Below are 23,486 nucleotides of genomic sequence, written 5' to 3'. Positions count from 1 at the left end.
AAGATAACAAGCACACGGTCTGGGACCCGAAAAGAGACGAGGGACACGTGCTACTGGATGTAGTCGCACCACTCGAACCTTGGCTCGCAGCGGGGTATTCCCTTCGCATGTCCGCCAAAAAGAAAGGGCCGTCGTTCATATCTCCGGCGTCCGTACTGGGGCGCCAGCGTCCACATAAGGCGCAGTGCCCGGAGAGGTACGCTGACTAGGTTTCAGATATTGACGGATGGCGGTGCAACCGGTTGCAAAGACGCAATTGACTGCACCGCTCACCCAAATCGGAATAGTCGCGCGATTGGGTCGTGCAACCGGTTGCACCACGACCGCGTGCCCGAGGTGGCCATCACTCTCGCGTAGAGAAGACCTCACCAAGCGGCGCCCATGTCATCAAATGTCATACTGGTGCATGTGAGCAGTGACATGACAGCCCCCAAGACCAAGAGGGACCGCTGGGTTCAGTCCGATAGCGTTGCGCGTCTCTGCCCCATGAGGGTGAAGCCGAACATGGCAAGACCCGCCAGCGTGAGGCCGAAGCCCGCCCAGACCGCCGAGAGCAGGCCAAAGCCCGCATCGATGGCCAGCCCGCCGCTCCAGGCGCCGAGCGCATTGGCTGCGTTCAGCGAAGCGAGGTTCATCGCGCCCATCAGGGTCGGGGCTTCCGGGGCGAAGGTGGTCAGGCGCACCTGAATGGTCGGGATCGCCACCATCATCGCAGCCCCCACGCCGAACAAGCCCGGCAGGAGCAGCCAGATGGACGTGCCGCCGCTGGCGAGTGCCGCCATGACCACAAGCGCGCTGCCATAGCCGATGACGATCCCCCGCGCCGGATAGCGGTCGGCAATCCAGCCACCGAACAGGTTGCCGGCCGTCATGCCGAGGCCGAACACAGCCAGGGCTACCGGGATCAGGGTCACAGGCAATCCCGCGGCATCGGTCACGATCGGTCCGATGAAGGTGTAGACGGCGAAGATGCTGCCGACGCCGATGGCGGCGACCATCATCATGCCCCACACGGACGCCTTGCGAAGCGCTGACAGTTCCTGGATCACCGGCACCCCGTCCAGCGCAGGCGTGCGCGGCACCCACTGCCGTAGGGCGGCAAAGGCGAGGGCAGCGAGCATTGCGACGGCGAGGTAGGTCTCGCGCCATCCCAGCGTCTGCCCCATGAAGGTGGCCAGCGGCGAGCCGAAGATGGTGGCGACGGTCAGCCCCGTCATGACGATGGCGAAGGCCCGGCCCGCTTGGCCGGCACCGACCACATGGGCCGCGACCATGGCGCCGGCACCGAAGTACGCGCCCTGCGGCAAGCCGCTGATGAACCGCGCCGCCATCAGCCAGCCAAGGTCGCTGGCCACCGCGGACAGAAGATTGCCGACGATGAACAGGGCCATCAGTGCCAGCAGCAGCGTGCGGCGATTGAGTCGGGCGGCCGTCAGAGTGACGAGGGGCGCGCCGGCGACCACGCCGAAGGCATAAGCGGTGATCGCACCGGTCGCCTGCGGCACGGTAAGGCCGAGGCCTTCGGAAAAGAGCTGGATGATGCCCATGCTCGCGAATTCCGACGTGCCGATCACGAAGCTCCCCAAGGCGAGCGCGAGCAGCGTCCGCGTGTCGCCGCGATCGGCGGCGGTGTCCCGGGCATGGGGACGAGGCGAGGACCGGTCGATATCGACCGGCAAGGCGGTGGAAGAACAGGCGGACATGTCTGTGATCCTTTCAGTGCAGGCCGAGCCGGTGCGCTGCGGCCGTCGCCGATTGAGATCGCATGACGTCGGCGCGCTGATTAGACGGCCGCTTTTCACTGGATTTGGGAGATCGTTTCACAGATCGCGGGACGAAGGTCCGACGGCGTGTTAGGTCTCGGCCCTACGGGCAAACCAGATCAAAGGTCCGCCATGGACAATCGCGCCGGCGAGATGATGGTGTTCGTTCGCGTGGTGGAGGCGGGCAGCTTTTCCGAAGCGGCCCGGCTGATGCTGATGACGCCCTCCACAGTGTCCAAGCTGATCGCCCGCCTGGAAGCGCGGCTGGGGGTGCGCCTGATCGAGCGATCGACCCGACGGCTGGCGCTGACCGGTGAGGGCCAATTCTATTACGAGCGCAGCCAGGCCCTGCTCGGCCAGCTCGATGAGACCGAACAACAAATCGCCCAGGGTGGCGCCGAGGCCGAGGGCATCGTGCGCGTCACCTCATCGGTGAGCTTCGGCTCCGCGGCCCTGGAGCCGATCCTGCCGGCCTTCTTCGAAGCCTATCCGAAAGTGATCGTCGACCTCTCCCTCTCCGACGAGGTGGTCGACCTCTACCTCGATCGCACCGATGTGGCGATCCGGGTGGGCAAGCTCATGGATTCCAATCTGATGGCCCGCAAGATCGGCGAGACACGGCGGCGCATCGTCGCATCGCCGGCCTATCTCGCGCGCCACGGCACGCCCGCCACGCCGGAGGATCTCGTCCACCACAACTGCCTCGGCTTCAATTTCCGCCGCGCGATGCCGGTCTGGCCCATGCGCGAGGGCGGACGCATCGTCGAGCGGATGCTGAGCGGGTCGCTGCTGGTCAACAACGGCGACACGCTGCGGCGCATGGCGATTGCCGGCGTGGGCATCATCAGGCTCGCCGACTATCATCTGCGCGAGCCCATTGCCCGGGGTGAACTGGTCGAGCTTCTGGCCGACAGCGACCTCGGCGTGGCGGACGAGGTGCATGCCCTGTTCCGGGGCGCGCAATTCCTGCCCGCGCGCGTCCGGGCCTTCCTTGATTTCGCTGTGCCGCGCATGCAGAAGTTTCTGGAGCATGGCTAGGCGTCTCACGCGACCTGCCTCCTTGCGCGCGCTGCCACCGCGTCGGTAGCGGGTGCCGTGGACGCGGTGGCGGAACACCAAATGGAAGCGTCAGTCCCCGACGGGGAGCGGCGCTGCCGGATTGACGAGGCCGCGCTCTCGCAGTTCGGCCCAGAACCCCGCCGGGATGGCTTCGCGCAGTCCGGCGCCATCCTCGGCGATCCGCTCGGGACGGCTGGCGCCGGGAATGACCGCGGCCACCGCGGGATGGGCAAGCGAGAACTGCAGTCCGGCCGCTTTCATCGAAATGCCGTAGCGATCCGCGATCGCCTTGATCGCCGCGATGCGCGCGCTCATGGCCGGCGTCACCGGGGCGTACTCGAAGTTCGGGCCGCCCACGAGCGCGCCCGAGCTGTAGGGGCCGCCCACCACGATGCCGAGGCCCTGCTCCTCAACCATCGGCATCACCCGCTGCAAGGCCCGGTCATGATCGAGCAGCGTGTAGCGGCCGGCGAGGAGGAAGCCATCGGGGCGCGGCTCGTCCAGCGCCAGCAGCAGCTCGATGGGCTCGACCCTGTTGACGCCCAGACCCCAGGCCTTGATGACGCCCTCGTCGCGCATCCGGTCGAGTGCGCGGAAGGCGCCCTTGCGCGCCTCCTCGAACCGGCCGAGCCATTCGTCGCCGTAGAAGTCCTGCGCCACGTCATGGACAAAGGCGATGTCGATATGGTCAATTTTCAGCCGCTTTAGGCTGTCCTCGATGGAGCGATAGGTGGCATCCTCAGAATAGTCGTTCACGATCTTGTTGGGGCGGCCGTATTTGAAGACCTCGCCCTTCTCCCCGAGGTCGCGGGCGCTGACGTCCTCGATCTCGTCGAGGATCACCCGGCCCACCTTCGTGCTGATGATGAACTCACTCCGCGGCTTGCCGGCCAGCACCTCGCCCATGCGCATTTCGGCGAGGCCCGCGCCGTAGAAGGGCGCGTTATCGTAGTAACGGATGCCGTCATTCCACGCGGCCTCGACCGTGGCGCGTACTTCCGGCTCGGGAATGTCCCGGAACATGTTGCCAAGCGGCGCCGCGCCAAAACCGAGCTGCCCGCGCAGGATATCCTTGAGTGCCATTAGTCTGAACCTTCCATCTGTGGCCCGAACCCAACGTTCGGCGTCATGGAAGGGATAAGCCGCGCCGGAGATCCGAAATAGGCGGGCGGTGATCTCAAGACTTTAGAAGGCGGTTCATAGGTGACGCCGATCGGCGTGCTCTTCGCACCCGCGCCCGCCGACTGGTTGAAGAGGTCTCTGCTGGCCCGCGGTGCAACTGGTTGCACCGGATGGGAGCCGGTCGGAAAAATTTCAGATCATGCGTTGTACGACGGCGGCCGCGCGATGTCCTGAATTGTCACGATGGTGCATGTTAACAACGACATGACGTCCCGCATCAACCAACCACCGACTGCGCCACCCGCTGAAGGCATTGGCGCTGCGTTATCAGGTTGGGAACGACGCCAGAGATTTAATCCTCGATCAGCGCCCTCTGCACATACTCCGCCAGCCGCGGAATGATCGTCGCATCTCGTCCAACATCCACGCGAGCCTCCTCGGCCAACGCCGTTGCAACCAGTTGCAACGAAGCGTCCTCCGGCGACTGCCCGACGAGCATGATTTTTTCTGACGCTTCGGACGCCAGGTCTCCTCGCAATGACGCATCCAAAGGCATGGGCTCCGCCCCCGCCTCCAGCCGGTGGAGATAGGTCAGCGCCAGATGCTGGAGATCCGCATCGGAGATTTGGTTGAGCGCAAGGTTCGAAGCGGGCGAACGTGCCTCGGCGAACAAGGCGTCCGCTTTAATGCTCTCGACGCGGGTGAGGCGGCGTGCCTCAGCGTGGGAGACGTCGCCGAGCGCCTTCCAAATTTCCTTCTTCCCGATTTTGCCTTGGATGTCGGCCGGAACCCGAACGCGAAACGTCCACTTTCCCGCCCGTCTGAAGAGCCTGCTTTCCCTTGCCATTTCGCCGCCTTGTGTAGCAGGCGTGTGTAGCAAGCGGCCCCGTAAGCTCTTGATCTTTCGCATCAAACAGGAATTTCAATGCGTTAGGGGAAACTGGCGGATGACGCAGTCTACAGCGAACCCGTCTCTGCTCAAGTTGCCTGCTCCGCGGGAATTTTCTGGGAAATTCCCCCCATTTGTGAAAGTTTTGCCGATTTTCATTATCACAAAAGTCGATTAATCAATGGGTTGCGAAACAATTCCCTAAACATAGATGCAGGGATCTTTCTCCAACTTGCAGGTAATTGTGACGTCTTTGCAGGGAGTCTGCTGACGGAAACAGGCGTCACTCACGCGGCCAAAACTGGGGGCCGCGGCTAGAATGTCGACCGATATGTTCAGCCGCATGGAGAACGGTTGCCTACCGATTTTGATCGGTAATATAATCCCATTCGCCGACCAGCCTGTCGCCTTTGGCGAGGACTATCGACCCCCTCATTAGGGAGTTAGCCTTTGGGTCTTTGCCGGTGAACCTTGACGCGCGGCGGCCTGTCCTCCGTGCGCTCGGACTGTTCTTCGGCATCGGGGAACACTACAGTCTTCACCGCCTGCGCACCAGCCTCAAGCGCGCGATCAATCGCGATGGCATCGCCGTCCGTATGCAGAATGCCCTTCAGGCGCTCGAACTCGGAACACCAAAGCACCTCCTGGTCGCGATCACGCGTCGCGGTGCGGAGAGCCGATGGGCGGTCCGATCCAACCAGACGCACCTGCATGCGCGCGGCGTCCGCTGGAGCGCCAAGCTCGACACCATAGTCGCCGGTGCCGGGTTTGCGGATCACCAGTTGTCCCTCGCGTGCCCAGACGGTGGCCATGCCCTCGCGCACCTCGTAGCCGAGGGTCGCGAACGCGCCCAGCACCGTTCGCCGCCGCGCCACTGCGGCGATGGAGGATGTCTCCTTCGAGATCTCCGTGACGGCCTCCGTGAGGAGCGCTTGTGAGTCAGCAAGGAACCGCGCGGCGTCTTCGTGCGCAGCAATTTGGGCCAAGGCGGTGCCGATCCGGGCGGCGAGCACTCGCGCCGGCTCCGTACCCAATGCCCCCAGCTCGGCGGCGGCTTCCTGAAGGCGGGTTCGAAGTTCGCGCTCGTCCCGCAAGTGCCGGGCGTCGCGCGCGGCGTCGAGCAGCAGGGAGTCCAGCAACAACGCGCGGCGCTGTGGTCCTGCGGCCTGCACTTCAGCCGATCGCGCTGCATAGCGTTCGGCCATCGCCATGTTCCCCAGTGCCTCGATAGCGGCAAGGGCGGTATCCAGCCGGAGATCGCCTGGCGTCGGCACCGGCTGGCGCTCGGCGAGCCATTGCGCGTAGCTGCGGCCCGCCTCCTCGCCCGACAACCGCTCCGCAAGAGCCTGCGCTCCCGCATTCATCCCGTCCGCGGAGCGGGGTGGCGCCACGAGTGCACGGAAGCTGTCTTCCACCGTGCGTTCCAAAACGGCAAGCCCCGCTTCGTCGGCGGCCGCGGCTCGGGCCGGAACGTCCGGCAGTCCTGCAGGAACCGGTTTGCCCGCCGCCTCCAGCGCCGCACAAACGCTTCGGGCCGAATCGGCAACGCGGCGCCGGCGGCTGCGCGCGGCCTCGGCTGCAGCAATGGCCTCGCGCACAAGGCGTTCGCTCTCAGCCTTGAAAAAGGCGGTAAGCTGGGGGGCCAGCTTCCGGATCTCGTCATATTGCTCGGCCTTATACAGTGCCGCGAGCTGGTTCGTGGCCTCGGCGATCGCCTGTCGGGCCTGCTCGGAAAGCTGGTCGTATCGCTCATGGGCGCGGCGCAGTGCGTCGGCAGCCGCCTGCGTGGCCGCCATCTCCCGACGGCAGATTGCCTGAACTTCCTCGCGCGTGATGACCCGCACCACCTTCGGTCCGCTCATGGCTCGCTCCCCGTCTGAACGCCCGCCTCTCCGAGCGCCCTGCGCAGCGCGGCCTCCAGCCGACTGCGCTCGTCTGCCGGCCGATGATACCAGCCGTCAGATGAGACCCGGTGCACGACGGGAATGGCGCGGCGCATCACCCCCGGCCGCCAGATCTCCCGTGCCCTCGCCCGCCGCAGCAAGGCATGGCGGGGCGCATCGCACTCAATCCCGATGCCGAACAGCCCCGTGCGCTGGTTCTCGATCGCAAAATCGAGACCGAACGCGTCCGCGTGCGGCGTCGCGACGGGCACAAAACCGAGCCCGCGGATGTGATCCCGCACGGCTCGTACAAAGCCGTCATCGACGGCAGGTGCGGCATCCTGGCGCCCGGCGCGATGACGAGGCGCGAGGCGCGTCATCAAACGCTGTCCGGCTTCAACGTCGCCGAGGCTCATGCGCACGGCATAGTCGAGATAGGCTTGAAGATAGTCCCGCGGCCGGTCGAGGGGCCGGCCGGTCGAGAGCCAGTCCGAGAGGTCGCCGAGCGGCATGGAGGTCAGGAGGATCACCTTTTCGCGCGCACGTGTCACGGCGACATTCAGCCGGCGTTCGCCGCCGGTCTGCCCCAGCACGCCAAAATTCCGCCGGAAGGCACCGTGGCGATCGCGGCCGAAGGTCGTCGAGAACACGATAACGTCGCGCTCGTCGCCCTGGACGTTTTCCACGTTCTTTACGAAGAAGCTCATGTCCTCGTTATTCTGGGTGCGCTGGCGCTCGCGTTGGTACGCGCTCAGGAAAACCTTGTCGGTAACCGCCCGTCTTTCCAGGAGATCCTCGATCAGATCGGCCTGCTTGCTGTTGAAGGTGACGACACCGATGCTCGGCGGCTCGTCCGACGATGACCAGGCCTTAGCGATCCAGTCCACCACGAGCGCGGCCTCGGCGGGATTGACCCGCTCTTCATACACCCCTTCCGCGCGGATCACCTCGATGGGCCGCACCCGCCGGATCTCGGCATCGGGATGGCGGGCGGGAACGCTCAATTCGCCTTTGTAGAAGGCAGCGTTGGAGTAGCTGATGAGCTCCCGATATTGCGACCGGTAGTGAATTTTCAGCATCTCCGAGGGTAAAACGCCGCGAGCCAGCTGCAGTAGGTCCGGGCAATCCTTGATCTCGCGGCGGTTCCAGCTGTCGGTCCGCGCCTCGCGCTCCGCGTCGGTTACCCCCTCCTCGAACACGTCGAACTCGGCGTCGTCATCCTCGTCGTCGCCATCGATGCGCGAGGCGAAGAAGTTGCTCGGCGGCATCTGTTTTTCATCGCCGGCAACCAGGATGCGCTTGGAGCGGAACAGGGAGGGAATCGCATACTCCACCGGCATCTGCGATGCCTCGTCGAAGATCACGAGGTCGAACAGGCCGGCCTTCAGGGGAAGCATGCGGCTGACCACGTCCGGGTTCATGAGCCAGACCGGCCGCAAATGCATGAGGCCGAGTTCGGCACCCTCGTCGACGATTTCCCGCAGCCGCCGGGCCTGAGGTCCCCTCAACCGCGTGATCGCCTGCCACGCGGCCGCACTTCCCAGACGCCGAGGGTCGAAATCGTGCCTGAGAAGGTCTCGATTGATCGCGCGCAGATCGCGATCGAGGGTGCCGAGCGCTTCTACCTTCCGCGCAATCTCCTCGCGCTCTAACAGCAATGCGGGACGGGTGGTCTCCAGATCGCCCTTCCAGCCGAGCAGCGCTTCCCGGAAAAGGGTTCGCCGTACGATCGCGCCCAGTTGGGCGTGCTCGGCAGCACGCAGGTCGGCAACCTTCGCGCGCAGCACCCGAAACGCCTGCAGCACATCCGCGTCGAGGCTCGAGGCCCGGGCCCGAAAACGTTGGTAGGGTTCCAGCGACCCGACCGACTCCGCTACGCCTTTCAGTCGCTCGAAAGTCTCCTCGTTGCGCGCGATGCGCCCGCGCATCTCGTCCGTCCAATGCGTCTCGAACCAGGCTTCAAGCGGCCCGATCGCGTCGCAGCTTCGCGCACGCGCCTTCTGCCGAGCGAAAGCTTGCTCGAAACTGGTACGCAGAGCGGCGAAACTTTCCGGCGCTCCGGAGCGGGCGGCGATGGAAGCATCCTCCAAGCGAGGGCAGGCCAAGACGGCCGCAGCAGCCTCGGCTACCCGGCGCAGGGCAACGACCAGCCCCTCAGCCTCCCGCTTCAGCGCCGGCAGCAGCGATGGCTTCGTCGGGGGCACGAGCTTCAATATCGCCAGCAGTTGTCCGAAGCGCTCGCGTTGCGGGCGCACGCGGACCTCGCTGGCCAGCGCCTCCTTCAGAACTACCAGCTGGCTCGCGTCCACAGTGCGTCCCAGCTGCGACAGCCCCCCCTTGGCCCGCTTGCGTGCCCCCCATAGGGCGGGATTGAGCCAGCCGAGCAGGGAGACCGGCGCGGTCGCGCGGTCCACGTCGGCAAGAAGCGCATTGAGCGAGCCAGCGGGCAGCGCCGCGGCGTATTCGAGAATTTCCGTCTCGGCATTCGCTGGGACCAGCGCGGACAGGGCGCCTAGCACCTGCTCAAGATCCCGAATGATGTCGAGCCCGGCCGTTCGGCCATCGAGCCCGGGACGGAACAAGTCAAACCAAGCCTGCAGGCCCCGCCGGGTGCGATCCGGCATTGTCTCGAGCGATGTGCCATGCGCGGCCAGCCACGCCATGTGGGGGCCGGGTTCGTCCACGTCGAAGGCCCCAGCCGTGGCATCGAGCACTTCACGGCGCTGACGTTCGATCTGGATAAATGCCAGCAAGTCCCCTCGGAAAGCGCTGGTGATGGAGGCATCGACCGAGAATGGCCTCAGCACCTCCAGCGCACTGTCCTCGAACTGCGCGTCAAGCCAAGCGCGGGCCAGCGAGGAGCAGGCCTCCTCGATGACGGCGACCCGGCCACGCCCGAGCGGTCGCATCAGAGGCCGCAGCGCAGGGCAATCGACGAACGGGCCCTCCGCCTCGAGGCCGATCAGCTCGCCGAGAATATCGCGGTAGCTCAGGCCGGTGCGGTCGTCCCGATGGTGGAGAGCCTCGTGATGCCGGTCGATCTCGCCTTCCAGATCCTCGATTCGGGCGGCCTTTTCCTCACGCTGGCGGCGAAGTACGGCAAGCTGGCCCGAAGGCATGGCCCGAACCGTCTCGGTCTGGTCCCGCAGCGCCCGGATGATGGCCTCCCTGTCTCGGTTGATGTCCACCACATGGAACAGACGGTCGCCGAGGCCCTCGGCATCCAGGCGCTTTTGAACGACCTTCAGAGCGGCCTGCTTCTGACAGACAACCAGAACTGTCTCGCCACGACCGATGGCGTCAGCCACCACATTGACGATGGTTTGGCTCTTGCCGGTTCCCGGCGGACCTTCAACGAGAAGCCCAGGCGCAATACGTGCCCGCAGAACGGCAGCATCCTGTGATGGGTCGGTGCCGGCAACGGCGAACCGCTCATGCTCGCGCACGAGCGGCAGATCTCCTGCTTCCGGCGCCTCTCCTCGGATGCGAAGTGCAGCGTCGAGGCTGGTTCCGGCGGGGGGCATGCGGGCCATTTGCCGCAAGTCCTCGGCCACCGACTGCCCGGTAAACTCGGCATTGAACAGCGCCGCCGCGCAGATCAGTTCGAACGTGCCCGCCGCCACCTTGGCATCCTTGGGCGGCAAACGCCGGAGTTCGCGGGAACGCAGCGTTGCCAGCGTACCAAAGGCGTCTATCACCTCGCCGCGCTTGAGCGCCGCACGCCCGAGAAGCTCTTCGCGGGCAGCCTGCCATTTCTGGAACATGCCCGGACCAAGAATGCCTTCGAGAGCTGGATTGAGGCGCACCTCTTCCCGTTCGCGATCAAAGGCGATGGTCGCGGCGCTAGTGCCGGGCTGAATGTCAACGATCACCGGCCAGAGCAGCACCGGCACCACGCGCGGCCGGGCCTCGCGCGCGCCGTCCGTTCCGCGGCCGCCGCGCATCACGATGAAGGGAAAACCCAGCATCCGGCCGTCAAGCCCCGTATCCCGCCGGAACATTTCCGCATGACTGACAAGGCGCCGCAGGCGCGCCTCGCGGCTATTATCGCCGACGTATCCGGAGGGGTCGAGCGCCACCGGCGTATCCGCGCGCGACAGGACATGGTTGAGAAGGGCCTCGGCCGGACTATGCGCCGTGCCGAGCTCGAACAGGTCGACACGCGGCGTCCATTTGCCGATGGTGAAACGCGAAAGCGGACCGCGGGACACCGCGCCCGCCACCCGCTTCTCGAAATGCGACAGCAGCGTCGCCACATATTGCTGCTTCGGCGGCTCCTTCCAGGCTACCTCCGGGATCGCCAGCAGCACAGCGGCGCGGGGCAGCGGCAGCCGGCGCTCCACGCGAAAGGCATCGGCCCAATCATCAACCCGCGGATTGCCGCAGCGTGCAAAATTCGCCGTACGCGCATCGACCAAGGCGAAAATTTCCCGCCTTGGGCGAACAAGCAGCGTGGCCACCGCTGCCGCATCAAAATCGACACCGGCCTTGGCGGCCTGCTCCGCAGCGCCGGACACGAGCCCTGCCAGCGGCAGGAACTGCCCCCGCTCCGCTCCCACAAGAATGATCAGATCCTCGTCCGACAGCCGGCTCCGCTCTAGAATCGAGGCGAGCCCCGCATTGTCGGTATCGGGCCAAATCTGCCGGATCGCGTCGCGCTCCGCTTCCAGGTTGGCGCGCGAAGTCGCCAGCAGCGCCACCCGAACGTTGTCTTCGTCAAGGGCGATCTCCAGCAACTGCGCGCGCTCGCGGACCGCCTGCGCACGCGAGCGCAGGCGCACCAGCCAGGGCTCGCGGTCTATCTGTTCAAGCTGGCGCGTCACGTCACCGGTCACGATGGCGTAGCCATCCGCCGGATGGGACAGCAACCAGGCCGGGGTGACGATCTCCCCCCTCAGGGTCAGGGGCAGCGCGGGGTTGAGCGCCAGCAGGGCCAAGGCGAGGCGGAAATCCTCGGTCAGGCTTTCATCTGCTCCGATCCGCCGAACCTGCGAGACGAGCCGCGGATCGGCCTTCTGCTCGCTGAGCCAAGTCGCCACGGCGCCACGGTGTAGGAGATCGCTCGCCGCATCCCAGTTGCCGGCCTCGGCTGCGGCGAGCGCGAAGGCGTCCGGCCGCCTGAATATGCGCTCCGCCAGCGACAAGGCTGGCCCCGACGGCTCCTCTTCCGGCTGCGGTTGTTCAGGGGCGGCCACCGGCTCTCCGGCAAGCCAGGCGCGCACCTCGGCGGCCGACCAGCGCCGCAGAGGGTCGCGCGCCAGCAGGCCCTGCAGCAGCACGAGGATATCCGGGGCGAGCGACGCGGGGATCGGCACACCACGGGTGACGACCTGAAGTTGAAAGGCTTGGTCGTTCACCCCCTCGAAGCAACGCCCCCGCGTTGCCTGCTCCAGTACGATCATGCCGAGCGACCACCAGTCGGAGGCCGAGCTGACCGCGCCAACGATGGTCTCGGGCGCCGAATAGCGGGTCAGTTCCAGCGGCGCCACCGACTCCAGATCGAAGTCCGAGAGGCGGGCGGAGCCGAAGCCCGTCACCACAAGATCGAGCGGATCGGTGGTCCGCAGGCAGACCGTAGAGGGGTTGATGTCCCGATGGCGCAGCCCGACCTCGGCGAAGCTCGCCAGCGCACGGCTGAGCTCATCCACCAGGCGCCGGAGCCGTGCGGGGTCGTCCGATCCCGCAAAGCCGGCATCCTTCAGAGTACCGCCAGAGATCCATTCCGTGACTTCGAAGGTGCGGCCCTCGTGGCGCCCCGTTTCAATCAGTTCTGCCACGTGATCGAGCGGCGTGCGGGCCAGGATGTCATGCACGGCGGGATCGGGCTCGGCACCAACATCGTAGAGCGTCAGCAGAACCGTGCGGCGATCGGCACCACGCGCCTCGAAGCCGCAATAGGGCGCACTTGGTGTCGCGCGCGGAAGCGGCCGCAACAGTTCCCATCCGGCGATGACGGCAGTCAGGGGGCCATCGCCATAAGGAGACTGGGGCGTTTCCTCGAAACCGTCGGCAGTGCCCAGGCCGGAAGCCGGACCTTGATCGCCCTCCGGCTGCGGGGGTGCGGGATCGGCCCCGCACACGAGACACATCACGTCAAGCTCGGCCATGCCGTGCCCGTTGACGCACCTCACGGTCGATGGCGGAGCAATAGGATCGGGCAGCGGCTGGGGGTCCGATGCTCCTTCCTCGCGGATCTCAACATCCGCCAGTGGCCAATCGCAAAGCACGCCTTCAGCGACGTTCTGGCAGAAAAGTTCGGAGACCGGTCGTTCCGATCCGCAACTCGGGCAGCGGCGCACCGGCGATCTGGAGGGGGAGTTCATGGCGTCTGGCGTGCGTCTTCAGTGGTGACGGCATGATGCCCCGCTGCCGCGAGAAGGCGGGCGAGGCGGCGCAGGTCGCCGGGGCGGGGGATGCCGGCGAGGAAGACTTCTCCGGTCGCGTCGTCGAACATGATCTCCAGCGTTTCGGCCGTCGGGCGGAGCCGTGCATCCTCGCCATAGCGTTCTCGGCCGAGGACGGTGAGCGGGACGAGCCGCTGATTGTCGCTGCCCCGCAGCGCCAGGGTCTGGCCCGCCCCGGCATCGAACGGGTCCGCGACAACGGCGTCTATGAGACCGGCAAACCTATGGAGGGGCAGCGCCTCCAACGGGTGGCCAGAATAGATCAGGATATCGCCGCCCTGCGCGCCGCGCAGCGCCTCCACCAGTTGCAGCAGCGCCTCCGGCTGGTCGAACGGCTCGCCGCCCGAAATGGTGATCCCATCGGCCTCCGCGAGCCAAGGCCGGATCGCATCGAGTACGGTGGCGACGGCGGTCCGACCGGGCCGAGGATCCCACGTGTCCATGGAGATGCAACCCGGGCACCGGATCGAGCACCCCTGGAACCAGATACCGATGCGCTTGCCCGGGCCGAGCGTGCGCACCGGGAAGTGGATGCGGGAGAGGTGGAGCGGGGCAGACGTCATGCCGCGAAGCCTCCGGCGCCCCGCGATCTGGAAACGTCGAGCGTGGTCACGCCGGCCGTGTCCGGCTCGAGGGCGGCGACGATCAGCCGGTCGCCCGGCCGCGCATCCGCGTCGAACAGGGCGCGCGCCAGCGGGTTCACAAGGTGCGTCTCCACCTTGTTGCGGATGCCCCGGCCGCCGTTGGAGAGGTCCGCCAAGGCCAGTTCCGACAGCCGCTCTTGTGCGGTGTCGGAGAGAATGACCTCGATATGTTGGGTCGCCTCCACGTCCTGGAGGATGCCATTGACCATGCCTGCGAGGATCTGTGCCCCGACTTCGGCTCTCACGAAATCGAAAACGAGCACGTTGTCGCCGATGCGATTCAGCAATTCGGGCCGGTTCAAAGCCGTCTTGAAATGACGCTCGATCTCGGCTCGAACCTTGGTCTGAACGACCTCGAAAGCATCATCCGGCGTCACGTTTGCGACCCGCGTGCCGTCCGCCTCGAGGCGGTAGATGCCAAGGTTCGAAGTGAACACGATGAATGCCTCGGAGAAATAGACCCGGTCGCCGCGGCCGGAGGTCAGGACGCCGTCGTCCAGTACCTGCAGGAACTTGTCAAGAATGCGCGGGTGTGCCTTCTCGATCTCGTCGAACAGGACGACGCAGAACGGCTTTTCCCGCACCGCGTTGGTGAGTTCCCCGCCAACGTCGTAGCCGATATAGCCGGGCGGGGCGCCGATCAGCCGCTGGTCCGAATGCTCGGCGGAGAATTCAGACATGTCGAAGCGCACATAGGCCGTATCATCACCGAACAGGAGGCCGGTGAGCGTCTTGGCGAGTTCGGTCTTGCCGACCCCCGTCGGCCCGGCCAGGAAAGCGACGCCGCGCGGCCGACTTCCGCGACGCGGGGCCCCCACACCGGTGACCGCCCGCTTCACGATGTCCAGCACATGGGTGACGGCGTGGTCCTGGCCCTTTACCCGGGCGCGGATGAAATCCGCTCCATGGCGCACCTTGTCCCGATCAATGCGCGCCCATGGATCCTCGGTCACACCCACCTTGTAGCGGCGCACTGCATCGCCTACGCGCTGCAAGCTCAGGCCCTCGGAGCGGCCGAGCTGGATGATGGCTGAGAGGTCCACCAGCAGCAGCCCCTCCGTCTGCTCCACCAGCGCATCCATGGCGGCATCGATTTCAGCCGGGCCCGCCGCCCGCGCGCCTTCGAGGCCAGGCAGGAGCATAGACGCTAGCTGCCGCCTGAAATGCTGGTCTGGCTTGGCGACCGGCACGTGGCGAATGCGTGGATTGTCGACGACGAGCCAGTCCGGCAGGTCGCCTTCCTTGTCGACGACCCAGATCACCGTGTTGAAAAACGGGCGCGGCGGCGTCCCGCAAGGCCGCGCACGGGCTTGGTGGGATAGCACCAACGCGCGGGTGAACATCTGATGCTCGGCATTGGACAGCGCGTCGGTGCGCACGACCAGACGCGAGGCGAAGTCGGCGATCACGGCGACGGGGCCATCCACCGCCGCAGTTCCGCCGGCCACGCGCCCGAGCACGTCCGAGAACAGATCCGGCCCAGCCGGTGCAGCCCCGTCACTCCCGACGGTCAGGCCGAGATGCGTTAGGAGCGCGGCGCCGGAGGATGGGCTCTCACCGGGTCGCTGGAGGGGACGAAAACCTGTGACGGGATCGTAGCCGATCACAGAGGCATAGCCGGCCGCCCCCAGGGCCGTCGTCAGCGCCGAACTGAGCGGGACCGCTGCAACCGTGCCCGGCGCCACCTCCGCGAGCTGCAGGTCCCGCACATTACCGGAAAGGACGAACTGCGGCTTGAGCGGCAGAAAGCGGATCAGATCGCGCAGCCAGCGCGGCGCCTCGTAGGTAGTTGATGCGGACACCCCGGACGCCCCCGTCGGTCATATGTCGAAGCCCGTGACCGGACTCAAGCCTAGCCACAATGGTAAAGGCAATTCGACGGGAGTTCGACAGTTGTCTCAACCTGAAGGAAAAAGGCGAGGTGCCATCCTACAGGGCGGACGACACGAGGCAGGACGGCGTATGCGCACCCTCTTTTTCGCTGGCCGGGACCTCATTCTGCCACACCCACTCCTTCCACCAGAGGCCTCTCGATCTCTCGCAGCGGGCGTCTGCGCCGCCATCGTAGGTCAATAGCCGAGTTGCGGCATTCAAACGCGGTAGCAATCGGTCCAGAACTTATCCTAGATTGTGCTGAAACCAGACCGTGGAGCTAGTTGGTTCAGGCTAAGCAGCCCGCGGGGCCGGAAGCGGAGCTCGGCCGTTCAATCAGTGGCGGGAAGAGGCGCGCGAGAATGCTGTTTGGCCAATTGAACGCAGACATATTCACCATATTCTCGGGATCAAACCGCGATATTTACGAGATCATGGTCGACCGGACTTATAGATCGTTCTTTCGATCTGATCTCAATTTTCCAACTCAATCGGATGTCCTCGCGCTCATCTATGAGCAGCTCGGCCAGAATATCGCGCTCTGGCGGGACGACGAGGAGCCGGTCGTGCTCGACCAGGTGGTCGGCAGGCGCGGCCGTCGCCTGCGTCGGCGCGGCCTGGATGCGGCGCATGCGGAGGCCACCAACGATGCTATGGGTCGCGCGCGCCACATCTACCATCGGCTGATCGCCACCGGCTGGCTGGAAGAAACGCGCTACGGCCTCAAGGTCACCCTGGACATGCCGGCGGCGGCCATGCGCCTCGCGGAGTTCCTGTGCGCGCTGCGGGAAGGCGTATCCGAGCAGCTCGGCGGCCTCGTCGTGCAGGTCAAGAACGGGCTCGACGCCCTTCAGGCCAACGCCCGCGAAAACGCGCTGGGGCTCCACAAGGCGGCACGGGATTCGGCGTCGTTCGGCCGATACCTGCGCTCCGTGCTCAGCGCGCTGCGGGATATCGACAAGCAAATCCTATCGAGCGACAGCATCAGCAAGCGCCTGCGCTTCTATTTCGAGGATTTCGTCGAGCGGATCCTCTTGCAGGACTATACCTCCATCAACACGACCGCGCATCCCTACCGCTATCGCCATCGAATCTTCTCGCGCCTCGATGCAATAGAGGAATCGGTGGCCGATATCGGCGTGCTGGCGCAGGCCTATCTTGATGCGCATCTCGCCGCCGACACGGCTCAGGCGCGCGACATGGTGTTCGATGATCTTGCCACCATCCGGCGGGTGTTCGAACGCATCGAGGACGTGTTCGAGCGCATCCAGCAGCATCGCGGGCGTCTCGAGACGCGTCTGCGCAACACGGTGCGCTATGCCGGCCGCAGAACGGGCGGGTTCCTCAACCGCAGCGAGCCCCTGCTGCTGCGCCTGGATAAGCTGCGGGCGCAGGAACCCGAGGCCGTCACCGTGCCCGGCCCACTGGAGCCGATCAGCAAACCGCTGTCCCCCTTCCTGCTGGCCCGACCGCGGCTGTCCCGTCCGCCCATCGTCGGCGGGGTGATCGTGCTGCCGCCACCCGACCCGCTGCGGGAGCTGAGGAAGAGCCTCGAACGGGAATACCTTGAACGGCTAACGGTGTTGCCGGAGCAGGTAAGCCGTTTCCTAGAGCGCCGCGTGCCGCCCTTCGGCGAAGCCCAGGCCGACGGATTTCCGATCGACACCGTCGACGATTTCCTGGCCTTCGAGGCGCTCCGCCTCCTTGTCCTTGCCAAAGAGGACATGACGCAGACGAGACTGGGCGCGCACCTGGCGCGCAGCTTCGGCTTCAAGATCTCCGAGGGCGGGCGGGTGGACAACAAATGGCTGGCGTGCTCCGGCTTCCTCGCCGTCCGCACGGATGACAACGTCACGCTGGAGATGGCTCGTGCTCGCTGAATTCTCGGCTCTGGAAAGCCACGACCCGCGCCAGTTCGAGCGCGCGCTGCGGGTGATCCGCTACCTGTTGCGCCAGCAATTCTTCCACCTGGAGGATCGCGGCGGCGCCTCGCTCATGGAGAGCCTGCTGCGGCCCGATCTCGAAAAGCTGGTCGCGAACTATTTCGAAGTCGCCGGCTATCGCCTGGTGGTGCGCGAGTCGGAAGGCTGGGCCGGCATCCTGCCGGATACGGAGCAGACCGGGCTCACGCGGCTGCGCATCGACGACACGCTGGCTCTGCTGCTTTTGCGCCGGTTGTGGGAGGAGGGCATCCAGGCGGGCGACATCGAACGGCACGGCAGCGTGCTCGTAACGCTCAACGAGGCCTACGACGCCTATCAGGACATGGTCGCCCGCGCCCGCCGGCCCGCGCTGTCGGCGGGCGAGTTCAAGGGCATCCTGGAGGGCCTCGCGCGCAAGGCCGTGGTCCGGCTCGACGCGTACGACGACGAACTGCAGGACTATCGCCTCACCATCCGCGCCCTCGTCGCCACCGTGGCGGGGGACGACGTGGTCGAGCGGCTGGAGCAACTCCTCTCGCGGCCCGAATATGCCGAGGCCCAGGACGGGGAACAGCAGGTCGAGACCTCCGCATGATGCAACTCAGCCGGATCTCGTTGGTGCAGTGGCACCTGTTCGGACGGGAAGACCTCGACCTGTCCGGCGATACCGCCGTCCTCGGCAAGAATCGCTCCGGCAAATCCACCCTCATCGACCTCATCCAGACGGTCATGACGGGCGGTTCGGCGCGCTACTACAGGTTCAACCGCTCCGCCGGCGAAAGCGGGAGCCGCGGCTCGGAACGCACGTTGCGCGGCTATTGCCTGGGCCAGCTCGGGGACGGTGACACATTGCGCGACAGCGCCGTCACGCATCTCGCGCTGCTGTTCGAGGATCCCGACGGAGTGAGGCCCCCGGTCAGCATCGGCCTGTGCGTGGAGGCGTCCCTGCAGGAGGATGCGCGGGTGGCGGGGTGTTATGTGGCACCGGGGGTGCGCATCCACACCGAACTGCTGGTTGAGCAAATGGACGGCGGGCATGCGCGCGCGGCATCCTGGACCACAGCGCGACGCCGCCTGGAAGATGCCTGCGCGGTTGCCGGGAGCGAGCTCATCCGGCCAGACACCGCCCGCAACTTCATCCGCGAATACATGCGGCAGCTGTTCACGGGCCGGCGCCACACGGACCCCGAGCGCTTCGTGCGCGCCTTCGTCATGGCCCTCTCGTTCGAGGACATGCGCTCCGTCAGCCAGTTCGTCCATCAGTTCCTGCTGGAGAGGAAGGACATCGACATCAGCGAACTGCGCGAATCCATCGGGCGCTACCAGGACATCCAGAAGGACATCCGCGATCTGGAGCGGCGGCTTGAGGCGCTGCGCGAGATCAAGCTCCTGGTGGACCGGTTCGAGCAATTGCTGGAGCGCGAGGAGGTGGCCCGCGGAACCGCCCTCCTCGCCGCGACCATCGAGGCCGGCGCCGGCCTCGTCGCCACCTTGCGCCGCCAGCGGGAGATCACGCGCGCGCAAACGCAAACCAACGGCGAGATCTTGCGCCACAATGAGGAGATCACCGCTCTGGACGCAGAGATCGACAGCCTGATAGCGCAGCTCGCGGCCCAGGATGCGGCAAGCCAGCGCGCGGTCGTCCAGAGCGATCTTAAGGTCCTCGAACACGACAGGAGCGCCGTCATGGCACGGCTGAGGGCGCGCTTTCTCGCCGCAGCCCGCGGGGCGCGAGCCTCATCGACCACAGCGATCAGCTGGCTTCCCTGAAGCTCGGGGAACTGATGCGCACGCTGGCGGCGCTGCGCGCCGAGAGCGAAGGGCAAGAGCCGCCGGCCTGGCCCCGCGACCCCATCGCTATGGATGCGCTGATCGACGCCGCCCGCCCGCAGGCTAGCGCCGCGCTAGCCAAGGTCATCGAGCGCCGCGACGCGGCCATCGCCCAGCGCCACCAGCTCGAAGAGGAGGTGCGGGACCTGCAGCGACGACTGGATCACGCCCGCACTGGCCGGGTCAGGCTTGAAGAGCCCACGGCCCAGCTCATGACGACGCTCGAGCGGGAGGGGATGCGGCCGCGCGCCTTGTGCCAAGTCGCCGAGGTGCTGGACGAGGGCTGGCGCGAGGCAGCCGAAGCCTTCTTCGCGCGCGACCGGGAGGCGATCATCGTGGATGCCGGTCATGCGGCGCGGGCGGTCGAGATCCTGCGAGCCGGGCGGGATACGTTTCGGGGCTGCCGGGTAGCCAATACGCGCCGGCTTGCCGCGCTCCCGATCCAGGCGGCACAGGGAACACTAGCGTGCGTGCTCGCGAGCGACGATCCCCTCGCCATGGCCTTCATCGTCTTCCGCGCCGGGCAGGTGGAACTCGCAGAGACCCAGTCCGCCCTGCTCGCCGGCGGCCGCGCCATCATGCGCGACGGCGCCTACAACAGCGGCATCGTGGTGGAAGTGCTCCGCACGCGTGACATGAAGATCGGCCGGGCGGCGGTGCCACTGATGGAACAGGGCCTCAGGCGTCAGATCAGCGACCTCACGTCCCTAATAGAGACTCACCGCGGCATCGAGCGATTCCACGAGGATATCGCCAAGCGCCTCGAAGGGCTCGCCCAGCCTGCAGAGGAGGCCGACCGCCTCGACCGCCTCGCCATCGACATCGCCGGGCTGGACGAGCGCCGCACGCAGTTGCAGCTGCGCCTCGATCGCATCTCCACCATGGTCGATCCGGCGCTGCGGACGGCGCTCGAAAGCCTCAAAGCGCAGCGTGAGGCTGTGAACCAGGACAAGCAGGAGCTGGTTGAAATGCGCGGTGGGCTCCAGCGCGATGCCGCCGAAGCCCTGCGCATCCTTGGCGGCGGGCAAGACTTGGTGGGTTCACGCGCATGCCTCCGGCACCGGTGGGCTGGGTTTCGAGACCGTGTGCGCAATCGCGCGCAACTCGCTTTGTTGCGATCGACCTATCGCGGCCGCGGATCCAGGCAGCTCGCCCCCTTCGTGCGCGAGCTGGAGCAGAGCGCCAACCAGGCGAAGGAGGACCATCGCATCTGCGAGGGCGAGATTCGTCAGGCCCACGGTCACTATCGCCTGCTCGACGAGGGCGCACCCGTTATCCAGCCGAACCAGGTGGTGACGGTCATCAAACCGTGGGTGACCTCGGGCATCGAGGCCCTGGAAACCAACGAACTCATCCAATACCGTCGGCAGGCGGAAGAGGCTGCCCGCCAAGTGGTGCGCATCTTCCGCACCGCCTTTATCCATGAGCTCAATGCGCGCTTCAACACGCTGCGGACCGAGATCGACCTCCTGAACCGCGCCCTGAAGACGCGCCCGCTGCACAACGAAATCTACTCGCTCCATTTCCGCCCCAAAGAGGCATTTTCCCCATTGTATCGCCTGGCCCGCGAAAGCGAGGAGAACGAGACCCTGCTCGATCTGCTGTTCGATCCTTCCGCTGGCGGCGGCGCACACGCTGAAGCTGTTGCCGAGGTGGAACGGCTTCTCGGCGACCCGTCCCTCGATTTTTCCGCCTATCAGGACTATCGGGGCTATTTCGATTTCGACCTTAGGATGGAGGATGTCACCAACGGCCGGCTGACCAGCTACGACCGACGGCGGGGGGTCGCCAGCGGCGCCGAGCGGCAGGTGCCCTACTACGTCATCATCGGTGCCGCCCTCGCCAGCATCTACCACGGCACCCGACAGCAATACGATAGGCCCGACCTCGGTCTCGGCCTCGCCGTGTTCGACGAGGCCTTCAGCAAGATGGATGGTCCCAACCAGCGCACGCTGCTGGATTTCTACTCCCATATCGGATTGCAGGTGGTCATCGCGGCGCCGTCCGAGAAACGGTCCGTGGTCTACGAAAACCTCGACAGCATCGTCGATGTGTTCCGCCACGAAAACATGGTCACGGCCGAAACCGCGCGCATCAAGCCCCATGCCCGCGCGGAGATGCGAGCGGCCAATCCGCAGCATCTGAGCGAAACGGAACTTGGCGACCTCCTGGCGCAGCGCGACATCCAGCAGGCCGGGGGCCAGCCTTGAGCCGCCGCAAGTTCGCCGACGTCCCTGAGATGCTGAACGATCTGCTTGCCCGCTACGAGGCCGGTTCCGGGGCGCCACTCTCTTATGTCGACGAGGACGCTTTCCAGAACGTGGAACAGCGTGACCGCTTTCATGAGCAACTCGCGGCAGCGGAAATGTCCGGGGGAATCGCCGTCAAGCGCAGTCATGCTGATGGGGTCTCCCTGATTGCCCACCTTCGTCTGGTCGACCCCGACGCGCTCTACCATTTCATGAAGCGGGTGCCGGCCCACCTGCGAACCCGCGATGCCCTGTCGCCGGTGTACGCACGGCCGGGCTTGCCGGAAACAGCCCAGGAGGTGCTCGATGAGCTGGGAAGGGCCTGGAACCGGGGCGTCTCACGGTTCAACCTGCCTCCGTACGACGGTGACGCTCTCCAGCGAGCCCTCACGCTCGCGCTCGCGGTAGAGGCACGTGCCGCGCAGGTTGGGGCACAAACCACGGACTACCGCACCTTTTCGATGGCGGCGGGCCTGGACAGCAAGGCCCTGGAACGACAATTGGCGGCTGTTATAGCGCTGCATTCCCGGCTGTTCCCTGCCCGCGCGCCGTTTCCGGACCTCGAAGCCGACGACCTCCTCGCAAGCTACGGCATTGTCCGCATGCCGCAGCCTTTGCTCCTGAGTGGCCCCCTGCGCGTTGGCGAAGTGCTTCTGCCAGACCTACCCTATATGGGCTTTCCGCCGGATCTGGCGGAGCGCATCGAGCTTGCCAGTCCTGTCCGCTACACACTTACCATCGAGAATTATGCCTCCTTCCTCCGGCATGTACGCGAAATCAATGGCAACAGGGACGGACTCGTGATCTTCACGGGCGGCTTTCCCGCGCGCAGCCACCTGCGTCAGATTTTGCGCCTGGCTGCGGAGGCACAAAGCCCGGTTTTTCACTGGGGCGATATGGATGTGGGTGGTCTGCGCATCTTCCGACATCTGGAAAAAGCGCTCGACAAAGCAAAGATAGTGCTGCGGCCGCATCTCATGGATTCCCGCATGTTGTTCGAATACGGGGTAGTCCCCGTCGGAAAGCGCGACCTCGCGCCCGAGGGCGGAGAGCAAAGCAAGATTGCGGAAATCTGGAAGATTGTTTCTGAGACGAGACTTAATTTGGAACAGGAAATAATAGATCCAAAATTTCCAGAATTTTTGGAATTTATATGAAAGATAAGAAGATATATATAATATTGTTTATATTTCACAAAGCGATCAGAGGTTTTGAATTTTTATTGTTTATAAGTATATTGACTTTGAATTTTGCGCATTCGGATTGACGGCTTGATTTGCCGATGGCCATGGCGCCCATGGCGGGTCGCAAGCTCAAGGAGGGCCAAGGATATACGCACTCGGTTCGCGGGGGGCTCGGCTCGCCCACGCTAAGAGTGTCGATCGGCACGGAAATCTTCCATGCCGAAACACACCGGGAGGGTACGATCGCGGACCAAACCATGATTGTGGCGAAGGCGTCGTCCTCCATCATGTAGCCAGAGGTGGGCGCAGGGCGTGGCAAGGCGCTATGCCTTCTCGGACTGACCAGCACTGGCAAGAGCACCTTCGCCCGCTTGATGGTCTCACCGTCAGTTATTCGACAAGGCCGCCTTGGACTGTACCAGAAGATCGGCCGCCTCAACCTCCAGCACCTGAGCCAATTGGTCCACCACATCGATGCTGGCGCTGTAGACGCAACGCTCCAGAGAGCTGACGTAGGTCCGGTCGATTCCTGCCCGATGCGCCAACTCCTCCTGCGACAGGCCCCTCGCCTGCCGCAGCGCTCTCAGATTGCGGGCGAACACCTCTCGGATCTCCATGTCCGAGAGCTATCTCTTGAATAGTATTTTACCACGGAGTATACTTTA

Annotated in this window: 14 protein-coding genes; 6 read left to right on the top strand and 8 right to left on the bottom strand. The window is 65.4% G+C overall.

Translation table 11 applies throughout. The features are described from left to right. Positions 1–455: 455 nt before the first annotated feature. Positions 456–1,703: an MFS transporter gene (locus tag ACI7BZ_RS09360; protein WP_414116891.1), complete on the bottom strand. Its 1,248-nt coding sequence runs from the start codon at positions 1,701–1,703 to the stop codon at positions 456–458. A 192-nt stretch (positions 1,704–1,895) separates the two neighbouring features. Here ACI7BZ_RS09360 and ACI7BZ_RS09355 point away from each other — a divergent pair, with 192 nt between their 5' ends. Then, on the top strand, positions 1,896–2,801 hold the full coding sequence (locus tag ACI7BZ_RS09355) for a LysR family transcriptional regulator (protein ID WP_414116890.1): 906 nt from the start codon (positions 1,896–1,898) through the stop codon (positions 2,799–2,801). A 90-nt stretch (positions 2,802–2,891) separates the two neighbouring features. Here ACI7BZ_RS09355 and ACI7BZ_RS09350 read toward each other — a convergent pair whose 3' ends face one another. The 6 genes from ACI7BZ_RS09350 to ACI7BZ_RS09325 form a co-directional block, all read right to left on the bottom strand. Continuing rightward, positions 2,892–3,905, bottom strand: coding sequence for an aldo/keto reductase (locus ACI7BZ_RS09350; protein ID WP_414116889.1), 1,014 nt, complete (start codon positions 3,903–3,905; stop codon positions 2,892–2,894). Between the two features lie 391 nt (positions 3,906–4,296). After that, complete coding sequence (locus ACI7BZ_RS09345) at positions 4,297–4,791, bottom strand: DUF6538 domain-containing protein (protein ID WP_414116888.1); 495 nt, start codon at positions 4,789–4,791, stop codon at positions 4,297–4,299. 485 nt (positions 4,792–5,276) lie between these two features. After that, positions 5,277–6,695 (bottom strand): hypothetical protein, encoded by a 1,419-nt coding sequence (locus ACI7BZ_RS09340; RefSeq protein WP_414116887.1) that lies wholly within the window; start codon positions 6,693–6,695, stop codon positions 5,277–5,279. Further along, positions 6,692–12,823: an AAA domain-containing protein gene (locus ACI7BZ_RS09335; protein WP_414116886.1), complete on the bottom strand. Its 6,132-nt coding sequence runs from the start codon at positions 12,821–12,823 to the stop codon at positions 6,692–6,694. The genes ACI7BZ_RS09340 and ACI7BZ_RS09335 overlap by 4 nt, the downstream gene beginning before the upstream one ends. A gap of 212 nt (positions 12,824–13,035) precedes the next feature. After that, positions 13,036–13,683, bottom strand: coding sequence for a 4Fe-4S single cluster domain-containing protein (locus ACI7BZ_RS09330; RefSeq protein WP_414116885.1), 648 nt, complete (start codon positions 13,681–13,683; stop codon positions 13,036–13,038). Continuing rightward, positions 13,680–15,566 carry an AAA family ATPase gene (locus tag ACI7BZ_RS09325; RefSeq protein ID WP_414116884.1) on the bottom strand — a complete coding sequence of 629 codons (1,887 nt, stop codon included), beginning with the start codon at positions 15,564–15,566 and terminating at the stop codon, positions 13,680–13,682. Before ACI7BZ_RS09325 ends, ACI7BZ_RS09330 begins: the two co-directional genes overlap by 4 nt. Before the next feature lie 432 nt (positions 15,567–15,998). On the opposite strand from ACI7BZ_RS09325, the gene ACI7BZ_RS09320 reads away from it, so the two are divergent. The 5 genes from ACI7BZ_RS09320 to ACI7BZ_RS09300 are packed head-to-tail and all read left to right on the top strand — an operon-like array spanning position 15,999 to position 22,794. Next, a complete protein-coding gene (locus ACI7BZ_RS09320) occupies positions 15,999–17,516 on the top strand; it encodes a Wadjet anti-phage system protein JetA family protein (protein ID WP_414116883.1) in 1,518 nt (505 codons plus the stop codon). Then, positions 17,506–18,153 (top strand): DUF4194 domain-containing protein, encoded by a 648-nt coding sequence (locus ACI7BZ_RS09315; protein WP_414116882.1) that lies wholly within the window; start codon positions 17,506–17,508, stop codon positions 18,151–18,153. The genes ACI7BZ_RS09320 and ACI7BZ_RS09315 overlap by 11 nt, the downstream gene beginning before the upstream one ends. Then, a complete protein-coding gene (locus ACI7BZ_RS09310; RefSeq protein ID WP_414116881.1) occupies positions 18,150–19,328 on the top strand; it encodes an ATP-binding protein in 1,179 nt (392 codons plus the stop codon). Before ACI7BZ_RS09315 ends, ACI7BZ_RS09310 begins: the two co-directional genes overlap by 4 nt. Positions 19,329–19,342: 14 nt before the next feature. Continuing rightward, a complete protein-coding gene (locus ACI7BZ_RS09305) occupies positions 19,343–21,598 on the top strand; it encodes an SbcC/MukB-like Walker B domain-containing protein (RefSeq protein WP_414116880.1) in 2,256 nt (751 codons plus the stop codon). Continuing rightward, positions 21,595–22,794 (top strand): Wadjet anti-phage system protein JetD domain-containing protein, encoded by a 1,200-nt coding sequence (locus ACI7BZ_RS09300; RefSeq protein WP_414116879.1) that lies wholly within the window; start codon positions 21,595–21,597, stop codon positions 22,792–22,794. Before ACI7BZ_RS09305 ends, ACI7BZ_RS09300 begins: the two co-directional genes overlap by 4 nt. 413 nt (positions 22,795–23,207) lie before the next feature. On the opposite strand, the gene ACI7BZ_RS09295 is transcribed toward ACI7BZ_RS09300, so the two are convergent. Beyond that, complete coding sequence (locus ACI7BZ_RS09295) at positions 23,208–23,438, bottom strand: helix-turn-helix domain-containing protein (protein ID WP_414116878.1); 231 nt, start codon at positions 23,436–23,438, stop codon at positions 23,208–23,210. Between the last annotated feature and the right edge of the window lie 48 nt (positions 23,439–23,486).

This window comes from Xanthobacter sp. AM11, assembly GCF_047444035.1.
Taxonomy (GTDB): Bacteria; Pseudomonadota; Alphaproteobacteria; order Rhizobiales; family Xanthobacteraceae; genus Xanthobacter.
The sequence above is the reverse complement of the archived record's forward strand: the minus strand, read 5'-3'. Positions and strand labels throughout refer to the sequence as shown.

Bases quoted from the DNA above. Each gene is read 5' to 3' on its own strand.
- ACI7BZ_RS09320 (WP_414116883.1), top strand. From the start codon at position 15,999: ATGCTGTTTGGCCAATTGAACGCAGACATATTCACCATATTCTCGGGA.
- ACI7BZ_RS09295 (WP_414116878.1), bottom strand. From the start codon at position 23,438: ATGGAGATCCGAGAGGTGTTCGCCCGCAATCTGAGAGCGCTGCGGCAG.
- ACI7BZ_RS09355 (WP_414116890.1), top strand. From the start codon at position 1,896: ATGGACAATCGCGCCGGCGAGATGATGGTGTTCGTTCGCGTGGTGGAG.
- ACI7BZ_RS09340 (WP_414116887.1), bottom strand. From the start codon at position 6,695: ATGAGCGGACCGAAGGTGGTGCGGGTCATCACGCGCGAGGAAGTTCAG.
- ACI7BZ_RS09350 (WP_414116889.1), bottom strand. From the start codon at position 3,905: ATGGCACTCAAGGATATCCTGCGCGGGCAGCTCGGTTTTGGCGCGGCG.
- ACI7BZ_RS09345 (WP_414116888.1), bottom strand. From the start codon at position 4,791: ATGGCAAGGGAAAGCAGGCTCTTCAGACGGGCGGGAAAGTGGACGTTT.
- ACI7BZ_RS09330 (WP_414116885.1), bottom strand. From the start codon at position 13,683: ATGACGTCTGCCCCGCTCCACCTCTCCCGCATCCACTTCCCGGTGCGC.
- ACI7BZ_RS09305 (WP_414116880.1), top strand. From the start codon at position 19,343: ATGCGCACGCTGGCGGCGCTGCGCGCCGAGAGCGAAGGGCAAGAGCCG.
- ACI7BZ_RS09310 (WP_414116881.1), top strand. From the start codon at position 18,150: ATGATGCAACTCAGCCGGATCTCGTTGGTGCAGTGGCACCTGTTCGGA.
- ACI7BZ_RS09360 (WP_414116891.1), bottom strand. From the start codon at position 1,703: ATGTCCGCCTGTTCTTCCACCGCCTTGCCGGTCGATATCGACCGGTCC.
- ACI7BZ_RS09335 (WP_414116886.1), bottom strand. From the start codon at position 12,823: ATGGCCGAGCTTGACGTGATGTGTCTCGTGTGCGGGGCCGATCCCGCA.